The organism is Acinetobacter sp. YH01011 (assembly GCF_013420785.1).
GTDB classification, from domain to species: domain Bacteria; phylum Pseudomonadota; class Gammaproteobacteria; order Pseudomonadales; family Moraxellaceae; genus Acinetobacter; species Acinetobacter towneri.
In genome coordinates this window covers 57,285-83,500 of sequence record NZ_VOYG01000008.1, presented here as the reverse complement: position 1 = coordinate 83,500, position 26,216 = coordinate 57,285, and the positions used below count along the sequence as shown (strand labels likewise).

General features: G+C 41.9%; 22 protein-coding genes and 1 riboswitch. Of the genes, 17 read left to right on the top strand and 5 right to left on the bottom strand.

Annotated features, from left to right (window positions below; all coding sequences use genetic code 11):
* The first annotated feature begins 6 nt into the window (after window positions 1-6).
* On the top strand, window positions 7-1,659 hold the full coding sequence (gene baeS / locus FTT78_RS07160; RefSeq protein WP_180043959.1) for a sensor histidine kinase efflux regulator BaeS: 1,653 nt from the start codon (window positions 7-9) through the stop codon (window positions 1,657-1,659).
* A gap of 20 nt (window positions 1,660-1,679) precedes the next feature.
* Entirely contained in the window at window positions 1,680-2,366 is a 687-nt protein-coding gene (locus tag FTT78_RS07155) for a response regulator (protein WP_131260771.1), read from the top strand.
* Window positions 2,367-2,691: 325 nt separating this feature from the next.
* Here the strand turns inward: FTT78_RS07155 and FTT78_RS07150 are convergent, their stop codons facing one another.
* From FTT78_RS07150 to FTT78_RS07130, 5 genes are all read right to left on the bottom strand, one after another.
* Window positions 2,692-4,137: a YdiU family protein gene (locus tag FTT78_RS07150; protein ID WP_180043961.1), complete on the bottom strand. Its 1,446-nt coding sequence runs from the start codon at window positions 4,135-4,137 to the stop codon at window positions 2,692-2,694.
* 124 nt (window positions 4,138-4,261) lie between these two features.
* On the bottom strand, window positions 4,262-5,428 hold the full coding sequence (locus FTT78_RS07145; protein WP_096901530.1) for an acyl-CoA desaturase: 1,167 nt from the start codon (window positions 5,426-5,428) through the stop codon (window positions 4,262-4,264).
* A 290-nt stretch (window positions 5,429-5,718) separates the two neighbouring features.
* Window positions 5,719-6,432: a glycerophosphodiester phosphodiesterase gene (locus tag FTT78_RS07140; protein ID WP_004975054.1), complete on the bottom strand. Its 714-nt coding sequence runs from the start codon at window positions 6,430-6,432 to the stop codon at window positions 5,719-5,721.
* Window positions 6,433-6,600: 168 nt separating this feature from the next.
* The gene (locus tag FTT78_RS07135) at window positions 6,601-7,185 is read right to left on the bottom strand and encodes a cob(I)yrinic acid a,c-diamide adenosyltransferase (RefSeq protein WP_004975056.1); all 585 of its coding nucleotides are present in this window, start codon (window positions 7,183-7,185) and stop codon (window positions 6,601-6,603) included.
* Window positions 7,186-7,286: 101 nt separating this feature from the next.
* A complete protein-coding gene (locus tag FTT78_RS07130; protein WP_180043963.1) occupies window positions 7,287-9,173 on the bottom strand; it encodes a TonB-dependent siderophore receptor in 1,887 nt (628 codons plus the stop codon).
* A 35-nt stretch (window positions 9,174-9,208) separates the two neighbouring features.
* A riboswitch (cobalamin riboswitch) is annotated at window positions 9,209-9,433 on the bottom strand.
* A gap of 192 nt (window positions 9,434-9,625) precedes the next feature.
* On the opposite strand from FTT78_RS07130, the gene FTT78_RS07125 reads away from it, so the two are divergent.
* The 15 genes from FTT78_RS07125 to ndk all read left to right on the top strand — a co-directional run bounded on the left by FTT78_RS07125 (window position 9,626) and on the right by ndk (window position 26,141).
* Window positions 9,626-10,279: a phosphoribosylanthranilate isomerase gene (locus tag FTT78_RS07125; protein WP_131260767.1), complete on the top strand. Its 654-nt coding sequence runs from the start codon at window positions 9,626-9,628 to the stop codon at window positions 10,277-10,279.
* A complete protein-coding gene (gene trpB, locus FTT78_RS07120; protein ID WP_096901527.1) occupies window positions 10,251-11,495 on the top strand; it encodes a tryptophan synthase subunit beta in 1,245 nt (414 codons plus the stop codon). Before FTT78_RS07125 ends, trpB begins: the two co-directional genes overlap by 29 nt.
* Before the next feature lie 174 nt (window positions 11,496-11,669).
* Window positions 11,670-12,191, top strand: coding sequence for a DUF1543 domain-containing protein (locus FTT78_RS07115; RefSeq protein WP_096901526.1), 522 nt, complete (start codon window positions 11,670-11,672; stop codon window positions 12,189-12,191).
* 203 nt (window positions 12,192-12,394) lie between these two features.
* On the top strand, window positions 12,395-13,387 hold the full coding sequence (locus FTT78_RS07110; RefSeq protein WP_004975070.1) for a DUF2804 domain-containing protein: 993 nt from the start codon (window positions 12,395-12,397) through the stop codon (window positions 13,385-13,387).
* 179 nt (window positions 13,388-13,566) lie between these two features.
* On the top strand, window positions 13,567-14,373 hold the full coding sequence (locus FTT78_RS07105) for an enoyl-ACP reductase (RefSeq protein ID WP_004975071.1): 807 nt from the start codon (window positions 13,567-13,569) through the stop codon (window positions 14,371-14,373).
* Between the two features lie 176 nt (window positions 14,374-14,549).
* Window positions 14,550-17,294: a bifunctional [glutamate--ammonia ligase]-adenylyl-L-tyrosine phosphorylase/[glutamate--ammonia-ligase] adenylyltransferase gene (glnE, locus tag FTT78_RS07100; protein WP_004975073.1), complete on the top strand. Its 2,745-nt coding sequence runs from the start codon at window positions 14,550-14,552 to the stop codon at window positions 17,292-17,294.
* Window positions 17,295-17,328: 34 nt separating this feature from the next.
* Window positions 17,329-18,255, top strand: coding sequence for a branched-chain amino acid transaminase (locus tag FTT78_RS07095; RefSeq protein ID WP_004975074.1), 927 nt, complete (start codon window positions 17,329-17,331; stop codon window positions 18,253-18,255).
* Window positions 18,256-19,008: 753 nt separating this feature from the next.
* A complete protein-coding gene (locus tag FTT78_RS07090) occupies window positions 19,009-19,539 on the top strand; it encodes a hypothetical protein (RefSeq protein WP_131260765.1) in 531 nt (176 codons plus the stop codon).
* Window positions 19,540-19,637: 98 nt separating this feature from the next.
* Window positions 19,638-20,354 (top strand): molecular chaperone, encoded by a 717-nt coding sequence (locus FTT78_RS07085; RefSeq protein ID WP_104852477.1) that lies wholly within the window; start codon window positions 19,638-19,640, stop codon window positions 20,352-20,354.
* 3 nt (window positions 20,355-20,357) lie between these two features.
* Window positions 20,358-22,667: a fimbria/pilus outer membrane usher protein gene (locus tag FTT78_RS07080; protein ID WP_180043965.1), complete on the top strand. Its 2,310-nt coding sequence runs from the start codon at window positions 20,358-20,360 to the stop codon at window positions 22,665-22,667.
* Between the two features lie 31 nt (window positions 22,668-22,698).
* The gene (locus FTT78_RS07075) at window positions 22,699-23,124 is read left to right on the top strand and encodes a hypothetical protein (RefSeq protein WP_179990495.1); all 426 of its coding nucleotides are present in this window, start codon (window positions 22,699-22,701) and stop codon (window positions 23,122-23,124) included.
* 261 nt (window positions 23,125-23,385) lie between these two features.
* A complete protein-coding gene (locus FTT78_RS07070) occupies window positions 23,386-24,669 on the top strand; it encodes a glycosyltransferase family 1 protein (protein ID WP_180043967.1) in 1,284 nt (427 codons plus the stop codon).
* Window positions 24,670-24,694: 25 nt separating this feature from the next.
* Complete coding sequence (locus tag FTT78_RS07065; RefSeq protein WP_180037452.1) at window positions 24,695-25,246, top strand: phosphatase PAP2 family protein; 552 nt, start codon at window positions 24,695-24,697, stop codon at window positions 25,244-25,246.
* A 101-nt stretch (window positions 25,247-25,347) separates the two neighbouring features.
* Entirely contained in the window at window positions 25,348-25,548 is a 201-nt protein-coding gene (gene iscX / locus FTT78_RS07060; RefSeq protein WP_004975089.1) for a Fe-S cluster assembly protein IscX, read from the top strand.
* Window positions 25,549-25,709: 161 nt separating this feature from the next.
* Window positions 25,710-26,141, top strand: a complete 432-nt coding sequence (ndk, locus tag FTT78_RS07055) for a nucleoside-diphosphate kinase (RefSeq protein WP_004975092.1) — start codon at window positions 25,710-25,712, stop codon at window positions 26,139-26,141.
* Window positions 26,142-26,216 lie beyond the last annotated feature (75 nt).

Below are 26,216 nucleotides of genomic sequence, written 5' to 3'. Positions count from 1 at the left end.
GCGCTTTTGAAAATTCGCCGTATACCCATCGCATTACGCCTGTTCTTAACAGTGCTGCTGACGACCTTGCTGATTACCACGGTCAGCTTGGGGGTATTGCATGTCAATATGCAGCGAAACTTCAGCAAATATGTGGCCGATGTCGAAATGCAAAAGCTGGACTTGCTCACTCAAAACTTGGCAGAAGTCTATGCGGTATATCACGATTGGGGCAACGCCATTCAGGCGCAAATTCTCCAAATTGAAGGTGAGGCTGCACCCGATGATTATGACCGTTTATCGCGGTGGTGGTTGCGCCGTCAATATGACATTGCCTTGCAGCAGCGTTATTTTCAGGAACCTACCTTAGCCAATGTAAACTCAAGTGTAGTCGAGCCTGAGCCAGGCAAACGACAAGCCAATGCGGAAGAACTTCGCTGGTTAGAGCTGAATTTACCTTCACAATTTCAGCCATTTGAAGGTTTAGTGTTTCCTTTGAGTGCCAATCAGAATGCTTTCCGTCCTGATCGTAAAAATGAAGGACACCAAAACACGACAGAATCATCTGGAAAAAAACAATTTATTTCGATGCCTGACCGTTTAGGCTTGAGTTCACGCTTATCTTTATATGATGCCCAGCGGCAATTTGTAGTGGGAGAGCCTGCTGAAACTCAAATTTCCTTTCGTCCAATTATGGTCGGTGAAAAAATCGTGGGTTATCTGGGCTTAAAACCTGTGTTAGATCAGGAAGATGCTTTAAGTATTAATTTTTTTAGTAAACAAACTCGTTATTTATTATTGGCTTATGCTTTAAGTATTTTGGCGAGCTTGATTGCTGCCTTATTGTTGGCGACCTATTTTAAAAAGCCAATTCAGCGCTTATTAAATGGCACACGTGAATTAACCAAAGGCCATTATCAGCATCAGGTCAAGGTCAATCGTAATGATGAGTTGGGTGATTTATCTACCGAATTGAATCATTTGGCGGTGATTTTAGATCAACATGAAACTTCACGTCGTCAGTGGGTGGCAGATACTTCGCATGAATTAAAAACGCCATTGGCGGTGTTGCAGGCGCAAATTGAAGCCATGCAAGATGGTATCCGCAAAGCCACACCAGAGCATTTGGCTGCGATGATGCATCAGGTCAATAATCTGAAAAAACTCACACAGGATTTATCGGACTTGGCGCAAGCCGAAGCCATGCAGCTGAAATGCTATTTCTCGAGCATTGATCCATGGCAAGTGATTGAGCAGGAAATCGAAAGCTTTAAGCCGAAATTTGAACAGGCGCAGTTGGACTTGATCGTGTCGGGTGAAGGCACGCAATTACAATTGGATATAGACCGTTTTAAACAAATTATGCTCAACTTGCTCAGTAATAGTATTCGTTATACCGAAGCGGGTGGGCAGGTGCATATTCACACCAGTCAAAGTGCAACAGAATGGACAGTGTATGTAGATGACAGTCCGTTTGGTTTAAGTGATGAACAATTGGCACGTTTGGGTGAGCGTTTTTATCGTGCCGATGATTCACGTACACGCGCCACAGGTGGGACAGGTTTAGGTCTGGCTTTATCGGTCAAAATTGCCAAAGCATTGGGCGGAGAGTTAAGTTTTGCACATTCACCGTTGGGTGGTTTACGCTGCAAATTAAGTTTTCCAAAAATCAAATCTTGAAGGACTTTAAGGAATCGTGCATGAAACATATCTTGCTGGTTGAAGATGAAATTGAACTTGCCCAATTGGTGCGAGATTATTTAGAAGCTGCTGGATTTGAAGTCAGTATGTTTCATGATGGACAAGAGGCCTATGACAGCTTTTTGCAGCGTAAACCGAGCCTGATGATTTTAGACTTGATGATTCCGCGTATGGATGGTTTGACCATTTGCCGCAAAGTGCGTGAACAGTCCGATGTGCCTATTATTATGGTCACGGCACGTACTGAAGAAATTGATCGGGTACTAGGTCTAAACATGGGCGCAGATGACTATGTGTGTAAGCCTTTTAGCCCGAAAGAGTTGGTGGCTCGTGTGCAGGCAGTATTGCGCCGTCTGGAACGTAAAAATGAGCCAGAAAGTAATGATTTATTCCGTATGGATAAAGCACAGCAGCGTATTTGGTATCAGCAAAAAACCTTGAATTTGACCCCAACCGAATTCCGTTTATTGGAATTGTTTTTAGAGCATGTCGGGCAGGTGTATTCACGTGCGCAGTTGCTAGATCATATTAACCCTGACAGTTTTGAAGTGGCAGATCGTGTAATTGATAGCCACATTAAAAACTTGCGCCGTAAAATTTCTGACGCTGCCGAAACGGGAAATCGTCATGAATGGATTCAAGCAGTGTATGGCGTGGGCTATCGTTTTGAGTATCCAGAAGAATAAGTTTAAAAATTCAATAAGCGAATATTGGAAGGTTCGCTTTTGTTTTCTAAGTTAGATATTATGTTGAAAAAGTGCAGAGCAAATAGCTTTAAAAAATTTTTATCAAATACCTTATGCACCAAACAGCCATCACCAAAAGGTTCGCTCAGGCTAATCCCAGACAGTTATGTTGCAACACTTGCTGCAATTTGATGCAGTGATGACTGTGTTTGTGCCACTTATTTTCTCCTAAAAAGTTTATCCTGTGGATAACCACAGCTTTTTCCACAGAAAATGTGTATAACTTTGTTGGAATTTTAAACGTCCTTTGGCGAGTGCGTTGGTATTAAGATGAACAACTCACCATCACTTCTGGCACATCACTTGGTAAAGGTGCTAAATCTTCAGGTTTTTCCAATGCTGTTTGCTGAATATAGGGTTGGCTGAGCAAGTTAAATAAACGCTCAACTTCTGAAAAATCATCACGCTCTGCTTGCTCAATCGCCTTTTGTGCCATGTGATTGCGCAAAATATACTGAGGGTTGACTTGCTGCATAGCAATATCTAAGGCATCGGTATCCTGATGTTCACGAATTTGTAAATACTGCGCCAAAAAGCTTTCCCACTGACGACGATCCAAACAATCATCCAATATTTCTGTGTATTGTTTATTTTGTAGACGGATAAAACTTTGGGTGTAATCCAGTTGCTCACTTTGCAAAATACGTAAGAAGTTGGTTGCGCAGTCAAAACTGTCTTTATGGAAGCTTGGCAGTCCCATTTTTTCACATAAACCGAGTTTATAATGCTCCAAAAAAGTGGGTTCAAAATGTTCTAAGCATGCTGCCAGTGCTTGTTTCCAGTGTTCTTTTTGATCAGGGCTTTGCTCAAGCGGAATTAAATTATTTAACCAGACCCATAAATTCCAGTGTGCTACGCTGGGTTGTTGTTGGTAGGTATAACGTCCTTGATAGTCCGAATGATTGTTGATCCAGTTAGGACGAAAACGCTCCATAAAGCCATAAGGACCGAAATCGAGAGTTGAACCTGTGATATTTAAATTGTCGGTGTTCATCACGCCATGCGCAAAACCGACCAGTTGCCACTTTGCAATCATGACAGCGGTACGTTGAATGACTTTCGTAGCAAAAGCGAGTATCGGCTGTTCGGTTGCCAAGCATTCTGGGTAGTGCCATTCAATACACTTCTGCACAAATTCAGGCAGTAATTCAGGTTGATACTGATTGATCCATTCAAAATGTCCCAAGCGAATATGACAGTCTGATGTGCGTAATAGCATTGCGCCAAGTTCTAATTTTTCACGTTGTACACCTTGAGTAGATGAGGTAAATCCAACGGCATTGCTTGATGGCACACCCAGCGCATTTAAAGCATGACCTGCCAAATATTCACGAATCACGGAACGTAATACTGCACGTCCATCCCCCATACGTGAATAAGGCGTTTCCCCCGCACCTTTTAAATGCAGGTCGATTGTACGTTGATGTGTGTCCAAAACTTGCGCAATGAGTAAACCGCGTCCATCTCCCAATTGACCTGCCCACTGACCAAATTGATGTCCTGCATAGACCATTGCCAAAGCAGGAAATTCTTTAAACGTCTTTTGACCACTGCAAACTTCCACCCATTGCTGTTGTTCTTCGGCTGTCCATTGCAGTTCTTTTGCCAATGCTGCATTAAAGTGTCCTGCTTTTGCGCCTTTTAAGGGGAGAGGCTGCTGCATGTGATAAAGACGGGCGGGCAGGGTCGGATAACGCGGATTAAATTGCATGATGATGAAGCGCTTGGCACAAAGTGAGTTTCACTATAGCAAACTTAGACTTTAAAAACTGTAGCCTAACAATGCATAAAGCCCTGAACAGGTCAGGGCTTTCGCAGTGCATCAGAACAGAGGTTTATTCAGATACAGGATTCTTTTTCAGGTTGCGCATCAGCAAGTTCAAGGTTTCACGATGGTGTGAAAGACGCTGTTCAACCAACTGGAATTCAACTTTCAATTTGTCATCCATTTGGTGAATTTTTTCTGCTACAGAAGCTTTTTTCGCCTGAATTTCTTGCTCTTTTAACTTTGCCCAATCGTTCAGGGTTTGGGTAAAGGCATCATATTCTTGCGAAATACGGCTTTTAACTTGGCCAATGTCATCATTTACATTGTGTCCATAGACCGCCAAGTCTTGCTCTGCATATTTAAAACGCATCGCCAATTCTGCTTTTTTAATATTAAAGCTTGGAATACGGCGTAAGTTTTTCGCTAAGCCCAACTTCGAGCATGACCAAATTAACCATTTAGTTGGGTCATATTGCCACCATTTTACGCCATTACGATAATCATACTGGAAAATGTGGTGATAGTTATGATAACCCTCGCCCCAAGTGGCAATTGCTAACCAGAAGTTATCACGCGCGGTATTTTCGTCAGTATAAGGACGCGAACCCCACATGTGGCACAGCGAGTTAATAAAGAAGGTAACATGGTGGCTTAAAATCAGACGCATTAAACCGCCCAATAACAACACGCCCCACATATCGCCCACAGCCCAACCAATTGGCACCAAAATGCCAACGTGAACTGCAATTACGAGCGGAATATAGTATTTGTGTTGGAACATCACCAGTTTGTCATTTAACAAGTCTGGCGCATTTTTAAAGTTTGGCTCTGCGGCAGGGTAGTCACGTAGCATCCAGCCCATGTGCGCAAACCAAAAACCATTATTAATTGAATATGGGTCTTTTTCGACATCATCAACATGGCGGTGATGGGTGCGGTGACCTGAACCCCAGAACAAAATACTGTTCTGAACGGCAAATGTTCCCATAATCATTAAAATGATTTTCAAGGGAAGGGTAGCTTCATAAGCACGGTGTGCCCATAAACGGTGATAACCTGCTGTAATACCCAAGCTACTTACGCCAAGTAATACAAACATGCTGATCCAAGCGGCTAAGCTAAAATCATGGTGATAGGCATACCAAGGAATCGCGATCACTGCAACAATAGGTAAGAAAACCAGTGCAAAGATGGCAATCCAGTTGATTGGGGCTTTGGGTAAGGGAGCATTCATCTCCAACAGCACTCCTAGAACCTTGGGAGGTATAAATGGACGCTTAATCCGTTATAACGCTATGACCGATCTATAGATTGAAATCATAGTATTAAATTTTTTAGGGATTAATTTTTCGCATATTAGCATGAGCGTATTCACGATCACAGCATTATTGTACAGTTGTATTGTACTGGGTGGTAACAGAATATAATGGTATCTGCGAGATTTTACGGAGATATGGTATTCGGCAGCCAAACAAGCACAATAAATCAATTATTTATCCATCAAAATATTTGAGGTTGTGCTGCTTACAAGTGTTGCATCATCAGTTTAGGATAATCGGTAATTAAACCCTGAATCCCTAAATCTTTAAGCTGTTTGGCGCGTTCAATCTGGTTGACTGTCCAAACGCTGATATTCAGTTTGGCCTGTTGTGTGGCTTGAATGAGCGCACCGGTTGCGAGTTCGTTCATCCAACCAATTTGGCAACAACCTAATTCTAAAGCCTGATCAATGGCTTGATATTGCAGATCATCTTCAACCAATAAACCGCGTTTAAAGCGTGATTTTTGTTGTTGCAAAGCCCAGTGAATTTTCGGATCAAAACTGGTGATGATGGCGTTGTGTTCAAAACCCTTCAAATGTTGCTCTAAACTTTGGGTAATTTTTTCGGCAGCGGCATGCGAGTTGACCGCTTTGACTTCTACTTCAATATGATCAAAATTTTGAATAATGGTCATGGTTTGATTGAGTAGGGGCGTGGTTTCGACTTTATTCCAGTCCGACCACATCACCGCATGGTTATAATGGTTTAAATCTTCCAGACTACATTCATACAGTGCTTTGTCTTGTCCTGTGGTGCGAATGAATTGATCATCATGCATAACCACTAAGGCATTGTCTTTGAGTTGACGCACATCAAACTCAACCGCTCGAATGCCAATATTTTGAATATATTCAAAACCACCGAGTGTGTTTTCAGGCGCTTCGCCACGCGCACCACGATGACCAATTATGCGCATAATGTGCCCATGAATTGAAAGTTTGCTTTCATTTTGCAAGTACGACGTGACAAAGAGATGACATTTCTTATTTTGGTCGGATGGTGTGAAATTTCAAGCAGCATCCGACGTGATTTTTTAGATGCAAAATCAGGGCTTTATTTTAGTTTCCGATTCTAGAGTGTGATGTCAGTTACCAATACTGTCGTTGATGTTCTTTTGCCATAACACTTCGCTGCCTCTTTCGGCACGTTGCAAGCTGCGAGATGCCACAAATAGCCAGTCAGACAGTCGGTTCAGTAATTGCAAAGATGGTGCCTGAATATTTTGATCACGGTTGTGTACGGTCATTAAACTACGTTCTGCACGACGACATACGGCACGGGCTTGATGTGCATAACTGCATGCCAATGTACCTGCAGGCAGAATAAATTCTTTGAGCATTGGCAGGCTTTCATTCATGCGGTCAATGTCTTGTTCTAGGAACTCAATCGCAAGTGGTTGTACGAGATGGTAATTGGGGATACAGACTTCACCGCCTAAATCGAATAGCCAGTGCTGAATCAGGCTAAGCGATTTGTCCCAAGTGTTTTTGTCTTGAATGTTGCTATGTGTAATTTGTGAGCGCAATACGCCTATGCAGGCATTGAGTTCATCGACATCGCCCAGTGCATGAATGCGTAAGTCGTCTTTGGCGACACGTGAGCCATCGCCCAGTCCTGTTGTGCCTGAATCGCCTGTGCGGGTGTAGATTTTGCTTAAACGGTGGCCCATAACTTTTCCTTAGGTTGAAATGAAAAAAAGGATAATGTCGGTCATTACATTATCCATAAACTGCGCTGTTTTAAATTGTTTTTTTAAGCCATTGCGTTAAATTAATAACGGAAAGTGACTCCTGCTGAGGCGAGGCGACCACCGTTGATGTAAAAGTGATTACCGCCATATGAAACATTTTTATATTGCACATCACCAATATTTTCAATGTTGGCAAATAACTTCACATTAGGGTTGATATTCCAGTAAGTATTCACATTTACAGTGGCATAACCAGTTACACCCGATCCATTTTTAGGTTTAGATTTGGCCGATAAAGAGGTACTAATACCATACATCTCGTTTTGTAAACCTGTAGTGAGTGTCAAACTTTGACGTGGTCGACGGCTTAAATCTGTATCATTGCTTTTATCTTTTGGCTGAACATAAGCATAAGAAAGATCTAAAACTAAATCATCTTGTGCCCAGTTTAAATTGAACTCACCACCAGTAAAAGTCGCTTTTTTAACATTTAATAATTGACCTTTATATGTTACTGGATCAGTTATATAAGTAATTAAGTCTTTAACTTCGTTACGATACGCAGATAATCCCACTGTAAGACTATCTGTAATTTTTTGATCTAGACCAATTTCATAAGAAATGCTTTCTTCTGGTTTGAGTTCAGGATTTGCTCCCCAACCAATCGCATAAAGATCATTATTTGTTGGAGCACGGAAAGCTGTTCCAATATTGGTATAAATACTTGTGGCTGGGAGAATTTGATATCGTGCTGCAACCTGACCTACGGTATGTGTACCAAAAGCTTCATTATCCTCAACACGAAGACCCACCTGAGTATTCAAATGATTGTTCTGATATTGATGCTGGATAAAATATCCTGTGCTACTAGCATCTTTATCATATTGAACTGTATTCCAACCTAGCGAAAGTAAATCAGTTTTAGTATTTCGATGTGACACACCAGCCATCATATTTTGATGAGGGGTAAATTGCCATTTAGAATATAATTCTGCTTCTTGTGTTTTATTATGAATAAAATCAGCAGTTTCATTTTGAGAAAGGTTATCTTTAAACTGCGATACACGAGCATTGACTGAAATTGTATCGTTGATATTTATACGACTTTTTAAATTAATGATTTCGTTTTTAAAGTCTTGGGACTTATTGATTAAATCTAGTAATTGAGTATAAGAAGGGTTGAAAATACCATCTGTATAGACTGAAGTGCCTTCATTTTGTGAATAGTCTATAGATGCAGCATATTGCTTTTGTTCAATACCAAATTTTGCACTAAAGCCTTCTTGATCATAGGCACCGGTTTTAGCATTCGAATTTTTAAAATCGGTAACTTGAGTGCCGTCTGATTCTAAATGCTGACCACGAACTTGTGCATAAAAACCATTTTCAGCCAAGTCAGCACCTAAAACAGCTTTATAAGTATTATTTTCACCTATTTCTCCTGTAATAAAAGCACTTGTTTTTTCAGGAGTCTTTGAAATGAGTTGCACGACACCACCAATAGCATCTGTACCATAAAGAACAGACGCAGGACCTTTGAGTACTTCAATTTGTTTAATGTCGGTAGTATCAATAAATGAAAGGGAGGCAGAGCCAGCAGACCCTGTATTGAGGCGAACCCCATCGCGAAGTACTAAAGTATGAGTTGAGTTTGTCCCTCTAGTAAAAATTGAAGCCGTTTGACCATACCCACCATATTGCATCATATCAATAGATGCATCACTCATAAGCAAATGAGGTAATTCAGCAATTGGCGACTGTTCCAAAATTTTTGGCTCAATAATATTAATCCGCGCAGGCACATTACCAATTTTTTCTTCAGAACGAGTTGCCGTAACAACAAGCGTATCTAAAGCAGCATTCACCACACGCTGATCTTGCGATTCTGCAGCAAAAACTGAAGTTGAAAAACCCATTGCAAGCGCAATTGCGCCCACTAAAGCAGTAGGCTGAAAAAGAGTAGACATGACTTTGCTCCATACATTCACCCCACGTGAATGATTGAGTTAAGGGCACAACAAGCAGGTCTCCGGACTTCAATGTGCCAAGCATCTTTTAATCAATGATTGCTTCGCTGTATATCCACCTTCCCATATTGTTCATACAGTGGTGTAAATCATAAGATTTAAATTGATATACGTTTCATGGTTACCGTTGCGGGGGCAGTGTTGGACTTTCACCAACTTCCCTAAAGCTCAAAGCTAGGACTCGTTGCATTTGCGCGAAGTATAAAGTCTGTATGCCATTTAAACAACGGAAATGCAGAATAATCCGCCTGAACTTCACTCAACCCCTTAAAATTGCATTACAATGATTCGCCCCAATATCTGATTTTGTTAGTGTGAACAGACAATTTTAAAGTCACGCACAGCAAGATCAGCAAAATGAAGATTGAAAATCAGGATTAGAGTCCAAAACGATGCGTACCCGTGCCAAAATTTGCGGAATCACGCGAATTCAAGATATAAACAGTGTTGTGCATGCGGGTGCAGATGCAATTGGCTTGGTGTTTTATCCTCCAAGTCCGCGCAATGTGAGCATTAAACAAGCACAAGGCTTGCTGCAACACATTCCCGCTTATGTGCAAGTGGTCGGTTTATTTGTCAATGCAACGGCAGATGAAATTGCCACTGTATTGAAACAAGTGCCTTTAGATATTTTGCAATTTCATGGCGATGAAACACCCTTGCAATGTCAGCAAATAGCACAGCAAGTTGGACGTCGATGGTACAAAGCCATTCAGGTCAAACCCGATTTAAATGTGTTGGATGCGATAAAAAGCTATCAACAAGCAGGTGCAAGCGCAGTATTATTAGACGCGTGGCATCCTGAACTCAAAGGTGGAACAGGACACAGTTTTGACTGGTCAAAATTCCCCAAACTCGATATTCCTTTAATTTTGGCGGGTGGTTTAAACCCTGAAAATATTGAAGATGCAATTCAGACGACTCAAGCCTATGCCGTTGATGTCAGTGGCGGAGTTGAGTCTGCAAAAGGTATTAAAGACCAACAACTCATAGAAAACTTCATGCAAGGAGTCCAACGTGGATCAGCAAAGTACAAATCACAATAACCCAGTGATTGACTATACCCAATTCCCAGATGCAAAAGGGCATTTTGGTATCCATGGCGGACGTTTTGTGTCAGAAACGCTGATGGCGGCTTTACAAGATTTAGAGAAATTGTATTTCCGCATGAAAGATGATCCGCAGTTTTTGGCAGAATTCGACCGCGATCTCGCCTACTATGTAGGTCGTCCTAGTCCTTTGTATTATGCTGAGCGATGGTCTAAAGAGTTGGGTGGTGCGCAAATTTACTTAAAACGTGAAGATTTGAACCATACAGGCTCACATAAAGTGAATAACACCATTGGTCAGGCATTACTGGCAAAGTTGTCTGGTAAAAAACGCATTATTGCCGAAACAGGCGCAGGTCAACATGGTGTGGCAACCGCGACGATTGCAGCCCGCCTAGGTCTGGAATGCGTGGTGTTTATGGGTGCGGAAGACGTCAAACGTCAGGCCATGAACGTGTACCGCATGCGCTTACTCGGGGCAACTGTTGTACCTGTAGAAAGTGGCTCTAAAACCTTAAAAGATGCCATGAACGAAGCTATGCGTGACTGGGTGACCAATGTCGATTCAACGTATTATGTGATTGGTACTGTGGCAGGCCCACATCCGTATCCACAATTGGTACGTGATTTCCAATCTATTATTGGTCGTGAAGCACGTCGTCAAATTCAAGAGCAGGCAGGTCGTTTACCTGACGCACTTGTGGCGTGTGTCGGTGGTGGCTCTAACGCCATGGGCTTGTTCTATCCATTCCTAAACGATGCCGAAGTGAAAATGTACGGTGTTGAAGCCGCAGGTTTAGGCATTGAAACAGGCAAACACTCTGCACCATTGAATGCAGGACACGTGGGCGTATTACACGGTAACCGTACTTATTTAATGTCGGATGCACAAGGTCAGATCATTGAAACCCACTCTATTTCTGCAGGTCTGGATTATCCAGGTGTAGGGCCAGAGCACAGCTTCCTGAAAGATATGCACCGTGTCGATTACGTGCCAATCAATGACCAAGAAGCTTTGCAAGGTTTCCGTGATTTAACCCGCATTGAAGGGATTATTCCTGCTTTAGAAAGCTCGCATGCTATGGCTTATGTAAGCAAGCTTGCACCAACGATGGATAAAGACCAAATCATTATTGCGACTGTTTCAGGTCGTGGTGATAAAGACTTAATGACTGTTGCCCGCATTGATGGCGTGGAAATGGTCGATATGTAAATCGCAAGCTGCTTGAAATAAAGCATGCTACATTTCAATTCAATCGTGCTGAAGCAATTCGGCACGATTTTTTATTTGGAGGATTGAAAAATTCTCGCTACTTTAAACAATCATGCTTAAAAAGCATCAACCTTAAAAGCCATCATGCTTAGGAAATTTGCGTAGGAGTCGGATATGCCCAGTTTATTTATCGTGATGTTAGGCGGGCGTCATGCGCGAGCCAATACTGAAGTGCATGATGTGGTACTTGCGGTAGGTGATTCTTTAGAACAGACCTATCCGCAACTCAAGCAGGCTTGGTTTGCAGAGCCGAAAGGTTTACATATTGACGCATGGGCGCAAATTAATGGTGTTGAGTTTGAAGGTAAATCCTACTATTTAAAATTTACCGATGCACAGCCGAATCAGGCAGAAAACCGACTGTATTTAATTAATTTGGGTGGATATGACCCGCGTGAGTTTGGCGAGTTACATCGTTATGTACTGGTGGTGGCGCAAAATCCAATGGTGGCAAAACAGCGTGGTAAAGCCTATTTTGCCCAGCACTGGCAAAAACAACATACCGATCGGGTCTTAGAGGTAGATGATTGTATTGCGATAGATCAGGTGCATGGTCGCTATGTGCAATTGGTTGAAGGCTCATTTTCAGGCAATCGTTGGGAAAATACCTATCTGACTTTGAATGCTGATGCTTAAATACCTTCAGAATATTGAGGGGAAGATATCTATTAATTTATATTTTGTATATTTAGTGAACGCTCAAGCCTTAAAATAGTAAAACAATCTATGCTTTTATAATTTTTTGAACAAAATCATAAGCTGCGGGTTTTTTGTACATGCATTTGTAGGCATAATACGACCAAAGATGAATTGTTTTTAGACAATAGGGAATGTCTTCAATGGATTTAATTCAGGCGAATGGACAACCGCATTATGGACGTTTTAGTGAACTTCCCAAAAAAATTGATTATCAGGCTTATCAATATAAATCACCGTATGGTGAAGTATTGTCGGGTTGGCGTAAACGCTTAAAATATAAAAAGTTTAAATTTTGTAGTATTCAGCACGAACACTATACCATTGGGCTTGCGATTGCCGATATTGCTTGGGCAGGGCACGGTTTTGTCTATATTTATAATCACATGACGGGCGAAGTGCAGGAATGGAATGCGATTAATTTTTTATCGCGTAATACGGTTTTAGATGAGCAACCGTTATTTAATCAAAGTTTTTTTGAAAAATCGCCATTTCAAATTGAAATTCAACATGCCAATGGTGTGCGTTATATCCGCGTGACCAAATATGGTGAAATTAAACTCAGTGCGCGGATATTTTGTGCAGGCACAGACCCGCTAAGTATGTGTAGCCCAACAGGTATTAATGGTTGGACTTACACCCAAAAACTGACCACACTCGGCTGTGAAGGCTATTTTGTTAATAAAACAGGACAAACCATTCAATTCCATGAACGCACCTTTGCTTCTTTAGATGATACCTGCGGTTTTTTACGCCCTGAAACAGCATGGTTTTGGTTGTCGTGCAACTTTTGGGATACCGAAGACCGTCGTGTAGGCTTGAATCTGGCTTCTGGTGTGAATGAAAGTTTTGGCAACGAAAACTGTTTGTGGATTAATGGCGTGCTGTATCCCTTAACAGATGTGTTGTTCCAACCTGAGGATGATGGCTCGTGGAGCATTCGCTCACTGGATCATCGTTTGAATTTAACTGTCAGCACAGGTTGGCGCCGTTATGAAAACCTGAATTTGCGTCTAGTCGGCAGTCAGTTCAGCCAATGGCAAGCTAAAATTAGTGGTACTATTCAACAAGACGATACCGAAATTATTTTGTTAAACGAATACGGCTTGCTTGAACAGCATTATGCCAAGTGGTAGGGCAAGTTTTTAACCAAGATTGTACGTCACCACTTGCAGATCATCATGTGACGTCATCTATCACTCACTTGAATCGCCATTGAGTTTTTACATAAACGGCAAAAAAAGGCGCATTATGCAATTTCACTATGCGTTCAGAATTGGCATGATATTGCGAAATATATCAAGGTGAGTTTCACATGGCACAAGGTCTTTTGGCGGGTAAGCGTTTTTTAATTGCTGGTATTGCAAGTAAATTATCTATCGCATTTGGTATTGCAGAAGCATTGCATCGTGAAGGTGCAGAATTAGCATTTACTTATCCGAATGAAAAACTCAAAAAACGTGTTGATGACTTCGCTGCACAATTTGGCTCAAGCATTGTATTGCCTTGCGATGTAGGCGTAGATGCAGAAATTGAGCAAGCTTTTGCTGACTTGGCAAAGCACTGGGATGGTTTGGATGGTTTGGTTCACTCGATTGGTTTTGCGCCTGCGCATACTTTAGATGGTGACTTTACCGATGTTACAGATCGTGATGGTTTCAAAGTTGCGCATGACATTAGTGCTTATAGCTTTATTGCGATGGCACGTGCTGCAAAACCATTATTACAAGCACGCCAAGGTTGCTTATTGACTTTGACTTATCAAGGTTCTGAGCGTGTGATGCCAAACTACAACGTCATGGGTATGGCGAAAGCATCTTTAGAAGCAGGTGTACGCTACTTGGCTTCAAGCTTGGGTGCTGACGGTATTCGCGTGAATGCAATTTCTGCAGGTCCGATTCGTACGCTTGCCGCATCGGGCATTAAATCATTCCGTAAAATGTTAGACCTGAATGAAAAAGTTGCACCTTTAAAACGTAACGTGACCATTGAAGATGTTGGTAATGCGGCATTATTCCTTTGCTCACCATGGGCGAATGGTATTACTGGTGAAATTCTGTATGTCGATGCAGGTTTTAACACGGTTGGTATGAGCGCAGAATTAATGCTAGATGCTGAATAAGCATTGCATCAAGCAGATAAAACCGAAGTTTAGGCTTCGGTTTTTTTATCGCTGCATTTTAAGTAAGAGGTATTTTGCAGATTGCTGTAATTTTATTTTCTTCTTTGACGCATCTGCTGCTATAAATAGATGGGTTGACAATATTTCAAAATAAAACTGGGTTTTAGGTCTTAAAAATGAATGCGGAACAATTGCAAAAAACGTTACATGCCAGTCAATATGCAGAACAAGTCTTGGCAAATCACGAAAGCCTGTTACAGCAGGATTATGCAATTGACCAATTTCTAAAACCGCTGAGCGCAGACTATATTCATCAATTGGTGATTTCGACTTTACAAGACATTCAAGATGAAACCTTGTGGATGAAAACCCTGCGAATTTTACGCGCGCGTTTAATGTTCCGCTGGATTTGGCAAGATGCCAACCAACTCACCGATGTGGTGACGTTGACGCAGGAACTTTCAGACTTTGCTGATATTTGTGTGCAAGTAGCCAAAGATTTTGCTCGGATTCCGTTGGTCGCCAAGCATGGCGAACCGATGGGGTATAACGGTAAAGTCCAAGACCTGATTGTGGTCGCCATGGGCAAACATGGCGCGCAGGAACTGAATTTATCCAGCGACATCGACCTGATTTTTGCCTTTGATGAACAAGGCGAAACCAATGGACGCAAGTGTATTGAAGTGCAGCAATTCTGCATTTTATGGGGACAAAAACTGATCTATCTATTAGATCATATCACCGCCGATGGTTTTGTTTTCCGCGTCGATATGCGTTTACGCCCGTGGGGCGATGGTTCTGCTTTGGCGATTAGCCATGTCGCACTGGAAAAATATTTAAGCCAGCATGGACGCGAATGGGAACGCTATGCTTGGATTAAGGCACGTATTATCACAGGTGGGCAAGAAGGTTATGAACTGCTGGAAATGACCCGACCTTTCGTATTCCGCAAATATGTCGATTACACCGCCTTTGAAGCCATGCGCGAAATGAAAGCCATGATTGAGCGCGAAGTGCAGCGTCGTAATATTGAAGACAATATTAAATTGGGCGCGGGCGGTATTCGTGAAGTTGAATTTATTGTGCAGGTTTTTCAGCTGATTTACGGTGGTTCAAAACTAGAATTACAAGACCGCCAGTGTTTGGTGAGTTTGCGCCATTTGGGCGAAGCTGAATTGCTAGAGCCACAAGCCGTACTGGATTTGGAAGATGCCTATTTATTCCTGCGTCGAGTAGAACATGCCATTCAAGCCTTGAATGATCAGCAAAGCCAAGCTTTACCGACTGAACCTGAGTTACGCGCACGCATTAGCGATACTTTGGGCTTTGCCGATTGGGACAGCTTTATGCAGACCCTAAATGAAAAGCGTGTCAAAGTCATTTATCAGTTTGAGCATTTAATTAAAGAAAATGAACCCGATTCTTTGCTGGAAAATTACAGTCAGCTAGAAAAACAGCTCGATGCGGTACTAGACGATCAAGCGAAAAATTTAGTGCATGAGTTCTGGTATGGACATGCCATTAAAAAACTCACCGCCAAAGCTTTACAGCGTTTAAAAACCTTTTGGCCACACTTGATTGAAGCAGTGTTGCAGTCAGAAAATCCACAAATGGCATTGATGCGTTTAATGCCACTGGTCGAATCTGTTCTGCGTCGTACCGTGTATTTGGTCATGCTGATTGAAAGCAAGGGGGCACTGCAACGCTTGGTAAAAATGGCCACAGTCAGCCCGTGGATTTGTGAAGAATTGACGCAATATCCTGTGTTGTTGGATGAATTTTTATCTATGGATTTTGAATTGCCAAAACGCAGCGATTTGGAAGATTCTTTGCGCCAACAATTGCTGCGCATTGAACTGGATGAAGTTGAAGACCTCATGCGGGTGCTACGTTTATTCAAAAAATCCAACGTATTAACAGTTGCGGCCAGCGATGTACTGGCAGAAAGTCACTTAATGAAAGTGTCAGATGCGTTAACCGATATTGCCGAAGTGACCGCAAATGCAGCCCTACAACTGGCCTATCAGATGATTGTCAAAAAACATGGTTATCCGCTAGACAGTGAAGGACAGCGCTGTGGTTTGGAGCATAACGCTTTTGCCATTATTGGTTATGGCAAAGTGGGTGGCATCGAACTGGGTTACGGCTCAGATTTAGACGTGGTTTTTATTCACAACATGGATGAACAAGCCGATACCGATGGCATTAAACCGATCAGTGGCTTTGAGTTTGCCATGCGGGTGGCACGCAAATTTGTATCTTTAATGACCACGCAAACTTTAGATGGTCGCGTTTATGATGTCGATACCCGTTTACGTCCTTCGGGAGATGCGGGTTTACTGGTGACCAGTTTACGCGCTTTCGAGCAATATCAACTGAAAAGTGCGTGGCTGTGGGAGCATCAGGCTTTGGTTCGTGCACGCAGTATTGCAGGCGAACAATGTTTACGTGACAAGTTTGAAGTGTTGCGTTGTCAGATTCTAACCCAGCCGCGTGACGAAGCTTATGTCCGCAGCGAAGTGCTGAAAATGCGTCAAAAAATGAAAGATCATTTGGGTTCATCTAAAGAGCAAAAAAAAGATGGAATTTTTCATTTAAAACAGGATGCAGGTGGTATCGTTGATATCGAATTTATGGCACAGTATGCGGTATTAGCCTGGAGTGGGTCGAATCCTGATCTCGCCCATTATTCCGACAACGTAAGAATCCTTGAAGATGCCGCAAGAACAGGTTGCTTATCCAGCGACGATGCGACAGCATTGATTCAAGCTTATCTCCGTGAACGAGCCGAAAGCCACCGCTTAGCCCTTGCAAATCAATCCATGCAAGTCAATGCTGCGGACTGGTACGATACCCGTGAGGTCGTTTGCAAGTTATGGCAAAGATTAATTGATCCGACTGCAATGTCTGCGTTGGATTAAAATGACTATTGTATAAACATTTGGAGTGTGTGCCATGAATTTGGCTGATCGTGATGGTTTTATTTGGCAAGATGGACAATTGGTTGACTGGCGTGATGCAAAAATTCACGTCTTAACGCATACCTTACACTACAGTATGGGTGTGTTTGAGGGTGTCCGCGCTTATGAAACGCCAAACGGAACTGCGATTTTCCGTCTTCAGGACCATACTAAGCGTTTGTTAAACTCTGCAAAAATCTATCAAATGAAAGTACCATTTGATCAAGCAGCTTTAGAACAGGCGCAAATTGATGTGGTACGTGAAAACAAACTTTCATCGTGCTATTTACGTCCATTAATTTGGATTGGTTCTGAAAAACTGGGTATTGCTGCAACCAATAACACCATTCATGCTGCTGTTGCGGCTTGGGGTTGGGGTGCATACTTGGGTGAAGAAGCGATGGCTAAAGGTATTCGCGTTAAAACTTCATCGTTTACGCATCATCATCCAAACGTGACCATGTGTAAAGCTAAAGCTTCTGGTAACTACACTTTGTCTATTCTTGCACACCAAGAAGTAGCGCAAGCAGGCTATGACGAAGCGATGTTGATGGATCCACAAGGTTATGTATGCCAAGGTTCTGGCGAAAACGTATTCTTAATTAAAGATGGCGTTTTACATACACCAGACATCGCAGGCGGTGCTTTAGATGGTATTACGCGTCAAACGGTGATCACCATTGCTAAAGACTTGGGTTATGAGGTAGTTGAACGCCGTATTACGCGTGATGAATTCTACATTGCCGATGAAGCCTTCTTTACAGGTACAGCAGCAGAAGTTACCCCAATTCGTGAATACGATGACCGTGTAATTGGCTGTGGTTCACGTGGCCCAATTACCACTGAAATTCAAAAAACTTTCTTTGACGCAGTTCAAGGCAAGAATGACAAATATGCACATTGGTTGACTTACGTTAAATAAGTCACGCGTGTGTACCTGAGTCAACATGATTGACTCAGGTGTGATGACCCCGTTCAGGCAATAGTTTGAATGGGGTTTTATTTTGTCTGCTATTGCGTTATGAGTTAGCTAAACATCTTGCGAGGTTTATCTCTCACGTTACAGATATAGATGAATGATCAACTGTTTCTTCGTTGAGTTGGTGGTGTGCAAATTTGATCTTTTGGATAGATTCAGCCGCCCAAAACATGGCTTTTTTATAGCGAGAGGCAATCCCTGTAATTGGTGAGATTTGATGTTAAAAAACGCTCAGTCTGTTGAATGTGATAGGAGATAGTGAATCAAATACGTGAAAAGTGTAGTAAAAATTAGACTAGAAACCGAATTTTGACCATTCTTTCAAAAATAAATCCACTTAAAATGTAACAAAAGTTAAAATAAAAATGTTATTAAAGTTAAATAAAAACAATGTGTTGGTTTAAATGTAAATAAATATATTTTTTGGGTATCCCTAGAATTGGTATCACAAGTTTTAGGGAGTGGGCTGCTCCCTAGTTTTTTGCGATGTCATTTAAAACAGTACTTTAATCTCCTAATTAGCTGAATTCCAAGGTTTATTTAATATTGTGTGAATTAGGGCGTATAGATGGCTTTTTGTGAGAAATACCTAAAATGAAGAAGCTCGCTAAGGATTGAGTTTCAATAATTCTAACGATATCTCAAGTGAGTGAATGATTAAAAAATGGTTTTTTATAAGAGTTATGGAGAAGTGACATGTCTAAATTTATTAAAACTGCTGCTGCTTTGATGGTTTTCGGAGCTTTTTCAACGGTAACAATGGCGGGTGGTAATCATCATCCTAAACCAGACCCTAAGCCAACCCCAGTATGTAACGAAGGGCCATGTACAGGAAGTATTCCAATTCAAGTGATTGTGCCTAAGCGCTGTGAGCTGAAAGTGAAAACACCAAGTATCTCATTAAAAGATGGTGCAGAAGCTTCTGGTCAATTTATGGTTGGGGCGAATGCAAACTACAACTTATTGGTCGATACCGACAACCGTGTTGGTGGAGGCAAAACAACCAAATCTGCAGCCAAATCAGGTAATCATGCAGTGGGCTTAACGGTTGAAACCAAACGTGCGGGTTCACCATCTTTGATTCAGTTAAACGATCAGCAAACCAATATTGCGCCAGGCAACAATGGCTGGAGTACTTACAATGTCTTGGTTAAAAGTGACGGTGTAGGTATTTCTAAACCAGCGGGTACCTATACCGATAAATACAACATTCGAGTGTCATTCTAATTCACTTGAACGCAATCTGAATCAGTTGGCTTTACCGACAGGGTGGAGTCAACTTTTTAGTCTAAAGACAAGCGTAATCAGACATTGTTGGGGGATGCATGAAAAAATTATTGAAATATGTGCTGGTCGCAAGTTGTTTATGTGCAGAGGCAGTTTATGCAAATTTGGTGATTTCACCGACTCAAATGTATTTGGGCGATAAAGCACGACAACGCAGTGCAACGGTGGTCATGGAAGCCACAGACCTTACTGAACCGAAAAGCTTTGAAATGTCTGCCTACAAATGGTCGCAAAATGCACAGGGTGAAGATGTGCTAGAACCAGAACAAGACATCTTAATTAATCCTAAAAACTTTGTTTTACAACCGAATGCACAACAAGTGATACGCGTAGGTTTTAGCCGACCACTTTCTAAGGAAGAAATGGCGCAAGAAAAAACTTGGCGTATTGTTTTTAAAGAAATTGCCCCTGTGGTGGAAGAAGACGCTCTCCAATTTTTATTTACGATTTCTGTTCCTTTATTTGTGGGTAAGCAAGATGCCATTCAGGTGACTGCAACCCCGCGTTATCAAAACGACCATTTGTTTTTAGAGATAGAAAATCATGCTGCATCGCATGTGCAAATTTCTTCAATCAGCATTTTAAACCAACAAAAACAACCCATCGCAACCACACGTGAAATGAAATATTTGTTAAATCAACAAAAACACAGCTTTGATATGGGGCAAATCAAACTCAGTGATTTGAAAAATTACATACTCAAACTTGAAACAGATAAAAGTGAGCAAGCCATTGAGTTAAAAATGAAGGGCTAAATCATGCATAGAACTCGACTGTTTTTTGCGCTGCAATGTGTCCTGTGGGGGATACCATTACCCGCCAATGCTGCCAATACTGAAATGGCATTGAATAGTGTCTGGCTAAATGGCGTAGATCGTGTCATTGAAAGTCTAGTGTTGCAGCAGGATGGGCAACGCTATATGGAATGCGAGGTTTTGCAACAACTCGGTTTACAGCAAGACCGTTTACAAAAACACAGCGCACAAACTCAGTTCTGTTCTGTAACCACCAATGAAATTCAGTCTGAGCAAGATTTTGCGCTGCAAGCGATTAAATTAACTGTACCTGCCAGCTATTTTATAGATGCACAATTGAGCCAAACCCATGCGATTCCGTCTAAAGCAGAGTTGGGCGGTTTTTTAAATTATGATGTGCTGTATGCACGTTATGATAATTACAATGAATTAAATGGCTTGGCGGAGCTTGGTATTTTTAAAGATTACTGGATTTTTAAAAATGGCATGATGTATCGCAAAGAGGCAGAACAAGATCAAGATAAGCTGCTGCGTTTGAATACCAGTTTTGAAATAGAATTTCCATCTCGTTATCAGCGTTTAACTTTGGGTGATAACACTAGCGTTTACAATCCTTTATTAGATACATTCAGATTTGGTGGTGTGTCTTTTGGTTCAAATTTTAGCAGTTATCCAGACTTTATTTATTGGAATGTACCCACCTTAAGAGGCAGTGCTGTACTGCCATCCACCGTCGATTTATACATTAATGGCATCAATCTATATCAGCAACAAGTGACGCCTGGGCACTATACCTTAAATACGGGTGCAAATATTCAGCAGTCGGGCGAGGCGCAAGTGGTGGTGGAAGATGTATTGGGAAATCGTACCGTGCAATCTTTTCCAGTTTATGTCACCACGCAACTACTCAAACCAGGACTGAACGAATACAACTTTTCTGCAGGAAAGCTGCGTTATGACTACGACTACGTGTCGGATGATTATCGGGAGTTTTTTGGCAACCTTTATTTCAGACGTGGAATTACAGACAGCACGACTTTAGGAACCAATTTAAGTTATAGCAAAGATATGCAGAATGTCGGGTTGCTATGGACGCAATCTCTCAGCAAATATGCCTTGTTAGATACGCATGCTGCGTCTAGCCACAGTGATTGGGGCGATGGTTATACCTTTGGCGCTTCGTTAAGCCGTAATGGAAGTCGGCTTGCACTTGGTGCAAGTCATAAATACTACAGTCCTGAATATCGTGGTTTGGGTTATAGCGATATGACACAAACAGTGGAATACGACAACTTAGCTTATGTCAGTATTTTCAATATTCCTTTAATCAATACCTTAAATGTGAACTATCTAGAGCGCCGTTATCATCCCAATGCAAATAATAGCTTTGCAGATAGCCAAATGCTTACAGTTGGTTTTTCTCGTATGTTTGGGCGTCAAACTTCACTGTCGTTTTCTTATTATAAAGATTTGAAAGTGCAGGATAGTGACGGGGCATATTTAACACTGAATTATCAATTTGACCAACGCCGCAGTGCGCAGCTTTCGCATAATTTTGATGAGCAAACCCAGTTGCGTTATGCACAGAGCAGCCTGACGCAAAATGGTGTGGATTACACTCTTGCTGTGCGTCATCAACAAGCAGAAGGGGATGTAGGAGTAAATGCCTATACCGCCCTGAAAATGCCGATGGGTAATTTATATTTAAGCCACGATGAAAGTGAACGCTTTAGCTACAGTCAAGCCAATTATCAGGGTGCAGTAGTGTGGTTAGACCGTAAATGGGCCATGACCAAATATGTAGATAATGCTTTTGCTTTGGTGAATGTTGGTGATATTCCAAATGTGGAAGTACAACGTGCCTTAACACCTGTTGGTAAAACCAATCAACACGGTTATGTGTTTGTGCACGACATTGTGCCTTACGTCAATTACGACGTGTCTTTTGATCAAGACCAGTTAGATTTGTATGACAGCTTTGAATATTCAAGCCAAAAAGTGATTGGTATGAATCAACGCGGCTATAAAGTGAATTTCCCTGTTCAGCGTACAGGATTGATCATATTGCGTTTACTCACGCCCGATCAGCAGACCTTTGTGCAGGGCAGTGAAGTGTATTTAAGTGATGATGCAACCGAATTTGTACCTGTGGGCAGCGATGGAAAAGTACATTTATATGGTGTGAAAGCAGGCAGTTATACGCTGAAGGTTAAAACCAAAGGTGGAAAAGTTTGCCATAGTTCACTTGAAGTCCCTCAAATTAAAGCAGGCACTGTTCCACAAACCAGACAGTTAGATTTGATTTGTCAGTAAGTATATCAGCAGGATGATTGAGGATGAGAACATGAAAAAATTAGGGATGGTAAAAAAATTAAGTCTAGTGCTGTGTGGATGCTGGATTTGTTTTCCTGCACAGGCTTGCACCATTGGTTCGGTCAGTGAATCTTTATTGCAAATGAGTTCACAATACCGTAGCCAGACCGCAACCAGTTTTAATGTGCGCTGTGACCGTGGTTATAGCATTCAGTTCAGCAGTCGTAATTTACGTGACAAACATGGCAGCAGCTTTGTGAATAATGGTTCACACCGTTTACGCACCAGTATGAGTATTATGGGAGCAAAAACAAATTTGTGGAACACGCCTATAGCAGGGCATGTTTCTACGACAGGACATAAATACAGTGTCGCGGTACGCTTGGATGAACAACCGAGTTTGACAACGCCAGCAGGGCGTTATACCGATGAGTTGTATATTAATTTACTTTTTTAGAGGGCTTAGATGTGCGGCAGTTCCAGACAAAATGCGCCGCGGATCAGGTATTCAGCAAACAAGATATTCAGCAGGCAGGTAGACAATATCTGCTTTTTTTATCTATTTTTTGCTGAATGACAGCAAAGGATATACATAAAACTAGGTATGAGTGGTCATCTAGTTGTTTAAAAAATGACAAATGTGTCACCAAAGCATCATATTACTGCAATGCTGCTGCTCTATGCTAGCAAGCATAAAATAAGAATTGAGCATAAGGCGATGAGCAATGTATTGGCAAAGCAGAGCAGTAAATTAGAGCGTTACAGCGATGCATTTAAATTTCATTTCAAACAAGATCAAAAACAAAAAAGCAGCCAGCCTACCTCTGAACTCTCAGACCTTGTCCGCCCACGTTTAAAAATTGCCCTTGTAACAGAAACTTGGCCACCTGAAATTAATGGTGTGGCACGTTCACTGTTGCAGCTTTGCAAAGGATTGCAGGAACTTGGACACAAAATTTTATTGATTCGCCCTGAACAAAAACAAGCCTGCACTCAATTCCAACCGTATCAAGAATGTCTGGTAAAAGCACAAGCCATTCCTAAATATCATAATTTACAATTTGGCTGGCCGCAGTGGTCTAAACTTTCGCAGGCTTTAGATGAGTTTCAACCTGATGTGGTGCATATCGTCACTGAAGGCCCTTTAGGGCTTGCCAGTTTACATATTGCAAAATCAAAAAATATTCCAGTATCAAGTGGTTTTCACTCCGCATTTCAAGATTTTAGCCGTTTTTTCGATTTGGCATTTTTACTCAAGCCAATTCAGCACTATCTAAAATGGTTTCATAACAATACCTCGCTGACGTGTGTGCCAAGTAGCCATACTGAAAAATCATTGCGTCAGTTTGGTGTGCAAGGGCCTTTGGTGGTGGTTGGGCGTGGTGTCAATGTTGAATATTTTTCACCAGATTTTCGTTCTACCCAACTGCGAGCAAGCTGGGGTGCGAGTGAAAATACGCGGGTGATGTTGTATGTAGGGCGTTTATCACCTGAAAAAGAAGTCAATCTTATTATTAATGCCTATCAGCGTATGCCAAAAAATACCGAACAGCCTGTGAAATTGGTGATTGTTGGAGATGGGCCAGACCGTGAACGTTTAGAAGCCATGAACGCTCAGGGAGATATCATTTTTACAGGTAGTTTAAGTGGCACAGCACTTGCACAAGCCTATGCCAGTGCCGATGTGTTTGCTTTTGCCAGTCAGGTCGAAACCTTTGGCAATGTCGTGTTAGAAGCTATGGCCAGTGGCTTGCCTGTCATTGCTTATGACTATGCTTGCGCACGTTTACATCTAAAACCGAATGAAACAGGCTGGTTGAGTCCACTCGGTCAGCCAGAAGATTTGGTCGGTCATATCCACCGACTTCCCGATCTTACAACCCTTAGACAGATGGGCGAACACGCCCGCAAAGCGACTTTAAATATTGGCTGGCAGTATCCAGTCCAACAATTTGAGCAGGCGTTATATCTGGTGGCGAAGGAGCTACACATGCCATCTTAGCTATACGCCAAAGAGGAGAGAACTGATGAAGTTTAAAAATGCAAAAATAAGAATGCTGGATCTCGACTTAAAAGGCTGTTTGTATCTTAACCATTTTTCCCACTCTCAGCGGGTGGCACAATTTTTTAAAGTTATTAGCCGTTTGGGCGATGGTGTGTTCTGGTATGTCATGCTCGCAAGTGCATGGATGATGCAGGGCATTGGTTATAGTTTACAAATTATTTATCTGTTGTTAGGCGGATCTGTCGGCACAGGTATTTATAAATATTTAAAACAAAAAACCGTCCGTCCACGTCCGTATCAGGTACACCAAGTGATCCGTTTGGGTGAACGTCCCTTAGATCATTTTAGCTTCCCATCAGGTCACACTTTGCATGCAGTCATGACCACAACGGTTTTGGGTTATATCCAGCCAGTATTGTTGATGTTGATGTTGCCTTTTACGATTTTGGTGGCCATTTCTCGTATGATTTTAGGCTTGCACTATCCGAGTGATGTGGCGGTCGGGGCGATGATTGGCGGTTCAGTGGCGAGTGCGATTATTTTGGCTGCACCTTATGTAAATATTGTTTTATAAGCTTGGATAAAACCAAATCGAAAATTCAGTGCAGTAATGGCAGGCAGCCCATGCGAAATTTGTTAAAGTAGTCGCTGTCTTGACTAGAATAGGGAATACACATGGGTTTACGTTGGACGGACAGCATCGACATTGCCATTGAGTTATATGAGGCGCATCCCGATGTCGATCCGCAATGGATTCGTTTTACCGATTTGCACGCTTGGGTCTGTGCTTTGCCAGAGTTTCAAGATGATCCCGAAAAATCGACTGAAGGCATCTTAGAAGCCATTCAAATGGCGTGGATTGACGAAGCACGTTAATCTAGCGGTGTGAAGCAAGATTGATTTGCCGATCAAGGTCCTGCACAATGCGCTTCATATCGAAAAAAGCAATTTTTTTACACATCAAAAGCAGAAAATAGCCCATTATTCGGTATAATGCGGCAAAATTTTCGCGTCAACATTGACTTAAGGAGCCAATCATGGCTATTGAACGTACTTTATCTATCGTAAAACCAGATGCTGTTGCTAAAAACCACATCGGTGACATCTTTGCTCGTTTCGAAAAAGCTGGTCTTAAAATCGTTGCGACTAAAATGAAACACCTTTCTCAAGCTGAAGCTGAAGGCTTCTACGCTGAGCACAAAGAACGTGGTTTCTTTGGTGACCTAGTTGCGTTCATGACTTCTGGTCCAGTCGTTGTTTCAGTTCTTGAAGGTGAAAACGCAGTTCTTGCTCACCGTGAAATTTTAGGTGCAACAAACCCTAAAGAAGCTGCACCTGGTACAATCCGTGCAGATTTCGCTGTAAGCATCGATGAAAACGCTGCTCACGGTTCAGACTCAGTTGCATCTGCAGAGCGTGAAGTAAACTACTTCTTTGCTCAAACTGAAGTTTGCCCACGTACTCGTTAATACGCAGTATTCAAACCAGATAAGTGTTATTATGCTTATCTGGTTTTTTATTCTCCGATTTTTATTTTCTGAATA

Excerpts from the sequence above, each read along its gene's own strand:
- FTT78_RS07155 (WP_131260771.1), top strand. The coding sequence starts at position 1,680 with ATGAAACATATCTTGCTGGTTGAAGATGAAATTGAACTTGCCCAATTG.
- FTT78_RS07150 (WP_180043961.1), bottom strand. The coding sequence starts at position 4,137 with ATGCAATTTAATCCGCGTTATCCGACCCTGCCCGCCCGTCTTTATCAC.
- FTT78_RS07145 (WP_096901530.1), bottom strand. The coding sequence starts at position 5,428 with ATGAATGCTCCCTTACCCAAAGCCCCAATCAACTGGATTGCCATCTTT.
- FTT78_RS07140 (WP_004975054.1), bottom strand. The coding sequence starts at position 6,432 with ATGCGCATAATTGGTCATCGTGGTGCGCGTGGCGAAGCGCCTGAAAAC.
- FTT78_RS07135 (WP_004975056.1), bottom strand. The coding sequence starts at position 7,185 with ATGGGCCACCGTTTAAGCAAAATCTACACCCGCACAGGCGATTCAGGC.
- FTT78_RS07130 (WP_180043963.1), bottom strand. The coding sequence starts at position 9,173 with ATGTCTACTCTTTTTCAGCCTACTGCTTTAGTGGGCGCAATTGCGCTT.
- FTT78_RS07125 (WP_131260767.1), top strand. The coding sequence starts at position 9,626 with ATGCGTACCCGTGCCAAAATTTGCGGAATCACGCGAATTCAAGATATA.
- FTT78_RS07115 (WP_096901526.1), top strand. The coding sequence starts at position 11,670 with ATGCCCAGTTTATTTATCGTGATGTTAGGCGGGCGTCATGCGCGAGCC.
- FTT78_RS07110 (WP_004975070.1), top strand. The coding sequence starts at position 12,395 with ATGGATTTAATTCAGGCGAATGGACAACCGCATTATGGACGTTTTAGT.
- FTT78_RS07105 (WP_004975071.1), top strand. The coding sequence starts at position 13,567 with ATGGCACAAGGTCTTTTGGCGGGTAAGCGTTTTTTAATTGCTGGTATT.
- glnE (WP_004975073.1), top strand. The coding sequence starts at position 14,550 with ATGAATGCGGAACAATTGCAAAAAACGTTACATGCCAGTCAATATGCA.
- FTT78_RS07095 (WP_004975074.1), top strand. The coding sequence starts at position 17,329 with ATGAATTTGGCTGATCGTGATGGTTTTATTTGGCAAGATGGACAATTG.
- FTT78_RS07090 (WP_131260765.1), top strand. The coding sequence starts at position 19,009 with ATGTCTAAATTTATTAAAACTGCTGCTGCTTTGATGGTTTTCGGAGCT.
- FTT78_RS07085 (WP_104852477.1), top strand. The coding sequence starts at position 19,638 with ATGAAAAAATTATTGAAATATGTGCTGGTCGCAAGTTGTTTATGTGCA.
- FTT78_RS07080 (WP_180043965.1), top strand. The coding sequence starts at position 20,358 with ATGCATAGAACTCGACTGTTTTTTGCGCTGCAATGTGTCCTGTGGGGG.
- FTT78_RS07075 (WP_179990495.1), top strand. The coding sequence starts at position 22,699 with ATGAAAAAATTAGGGATGGTAAAAAAATTAAGTCTAGTGCTGTGTGGA.
- FTT78_RS07070 (WP_180043967.1), top strand. The coding sequence starts at position 23,386 with ATGAGCAATGTATTGGCAAAGCAGAGCAGTAAATTAGAGCGTTACAGC.
- FTT78_RS07065 (WP_180037452.1), top strand. The coding sequence starts at position 24,695 with ATGAAGTTTAAAAATGCAAAAATAAGAATGCTGGATCTCGACTTAAAA.
- iscX (WP_004975089.1), top strand. The coding sequence starts at position 25,348 with ATGGGTTTACGTTGGACGGACAGCATCGACATTGCCATTGAGTTATAT.
- ndk (WP_004975092.1), top strand. The coding sequence starts at position 25,710 with ATGGCTATTGAACGTACTTTATCTATCGTAAAACCAGATGCTGTTGCT.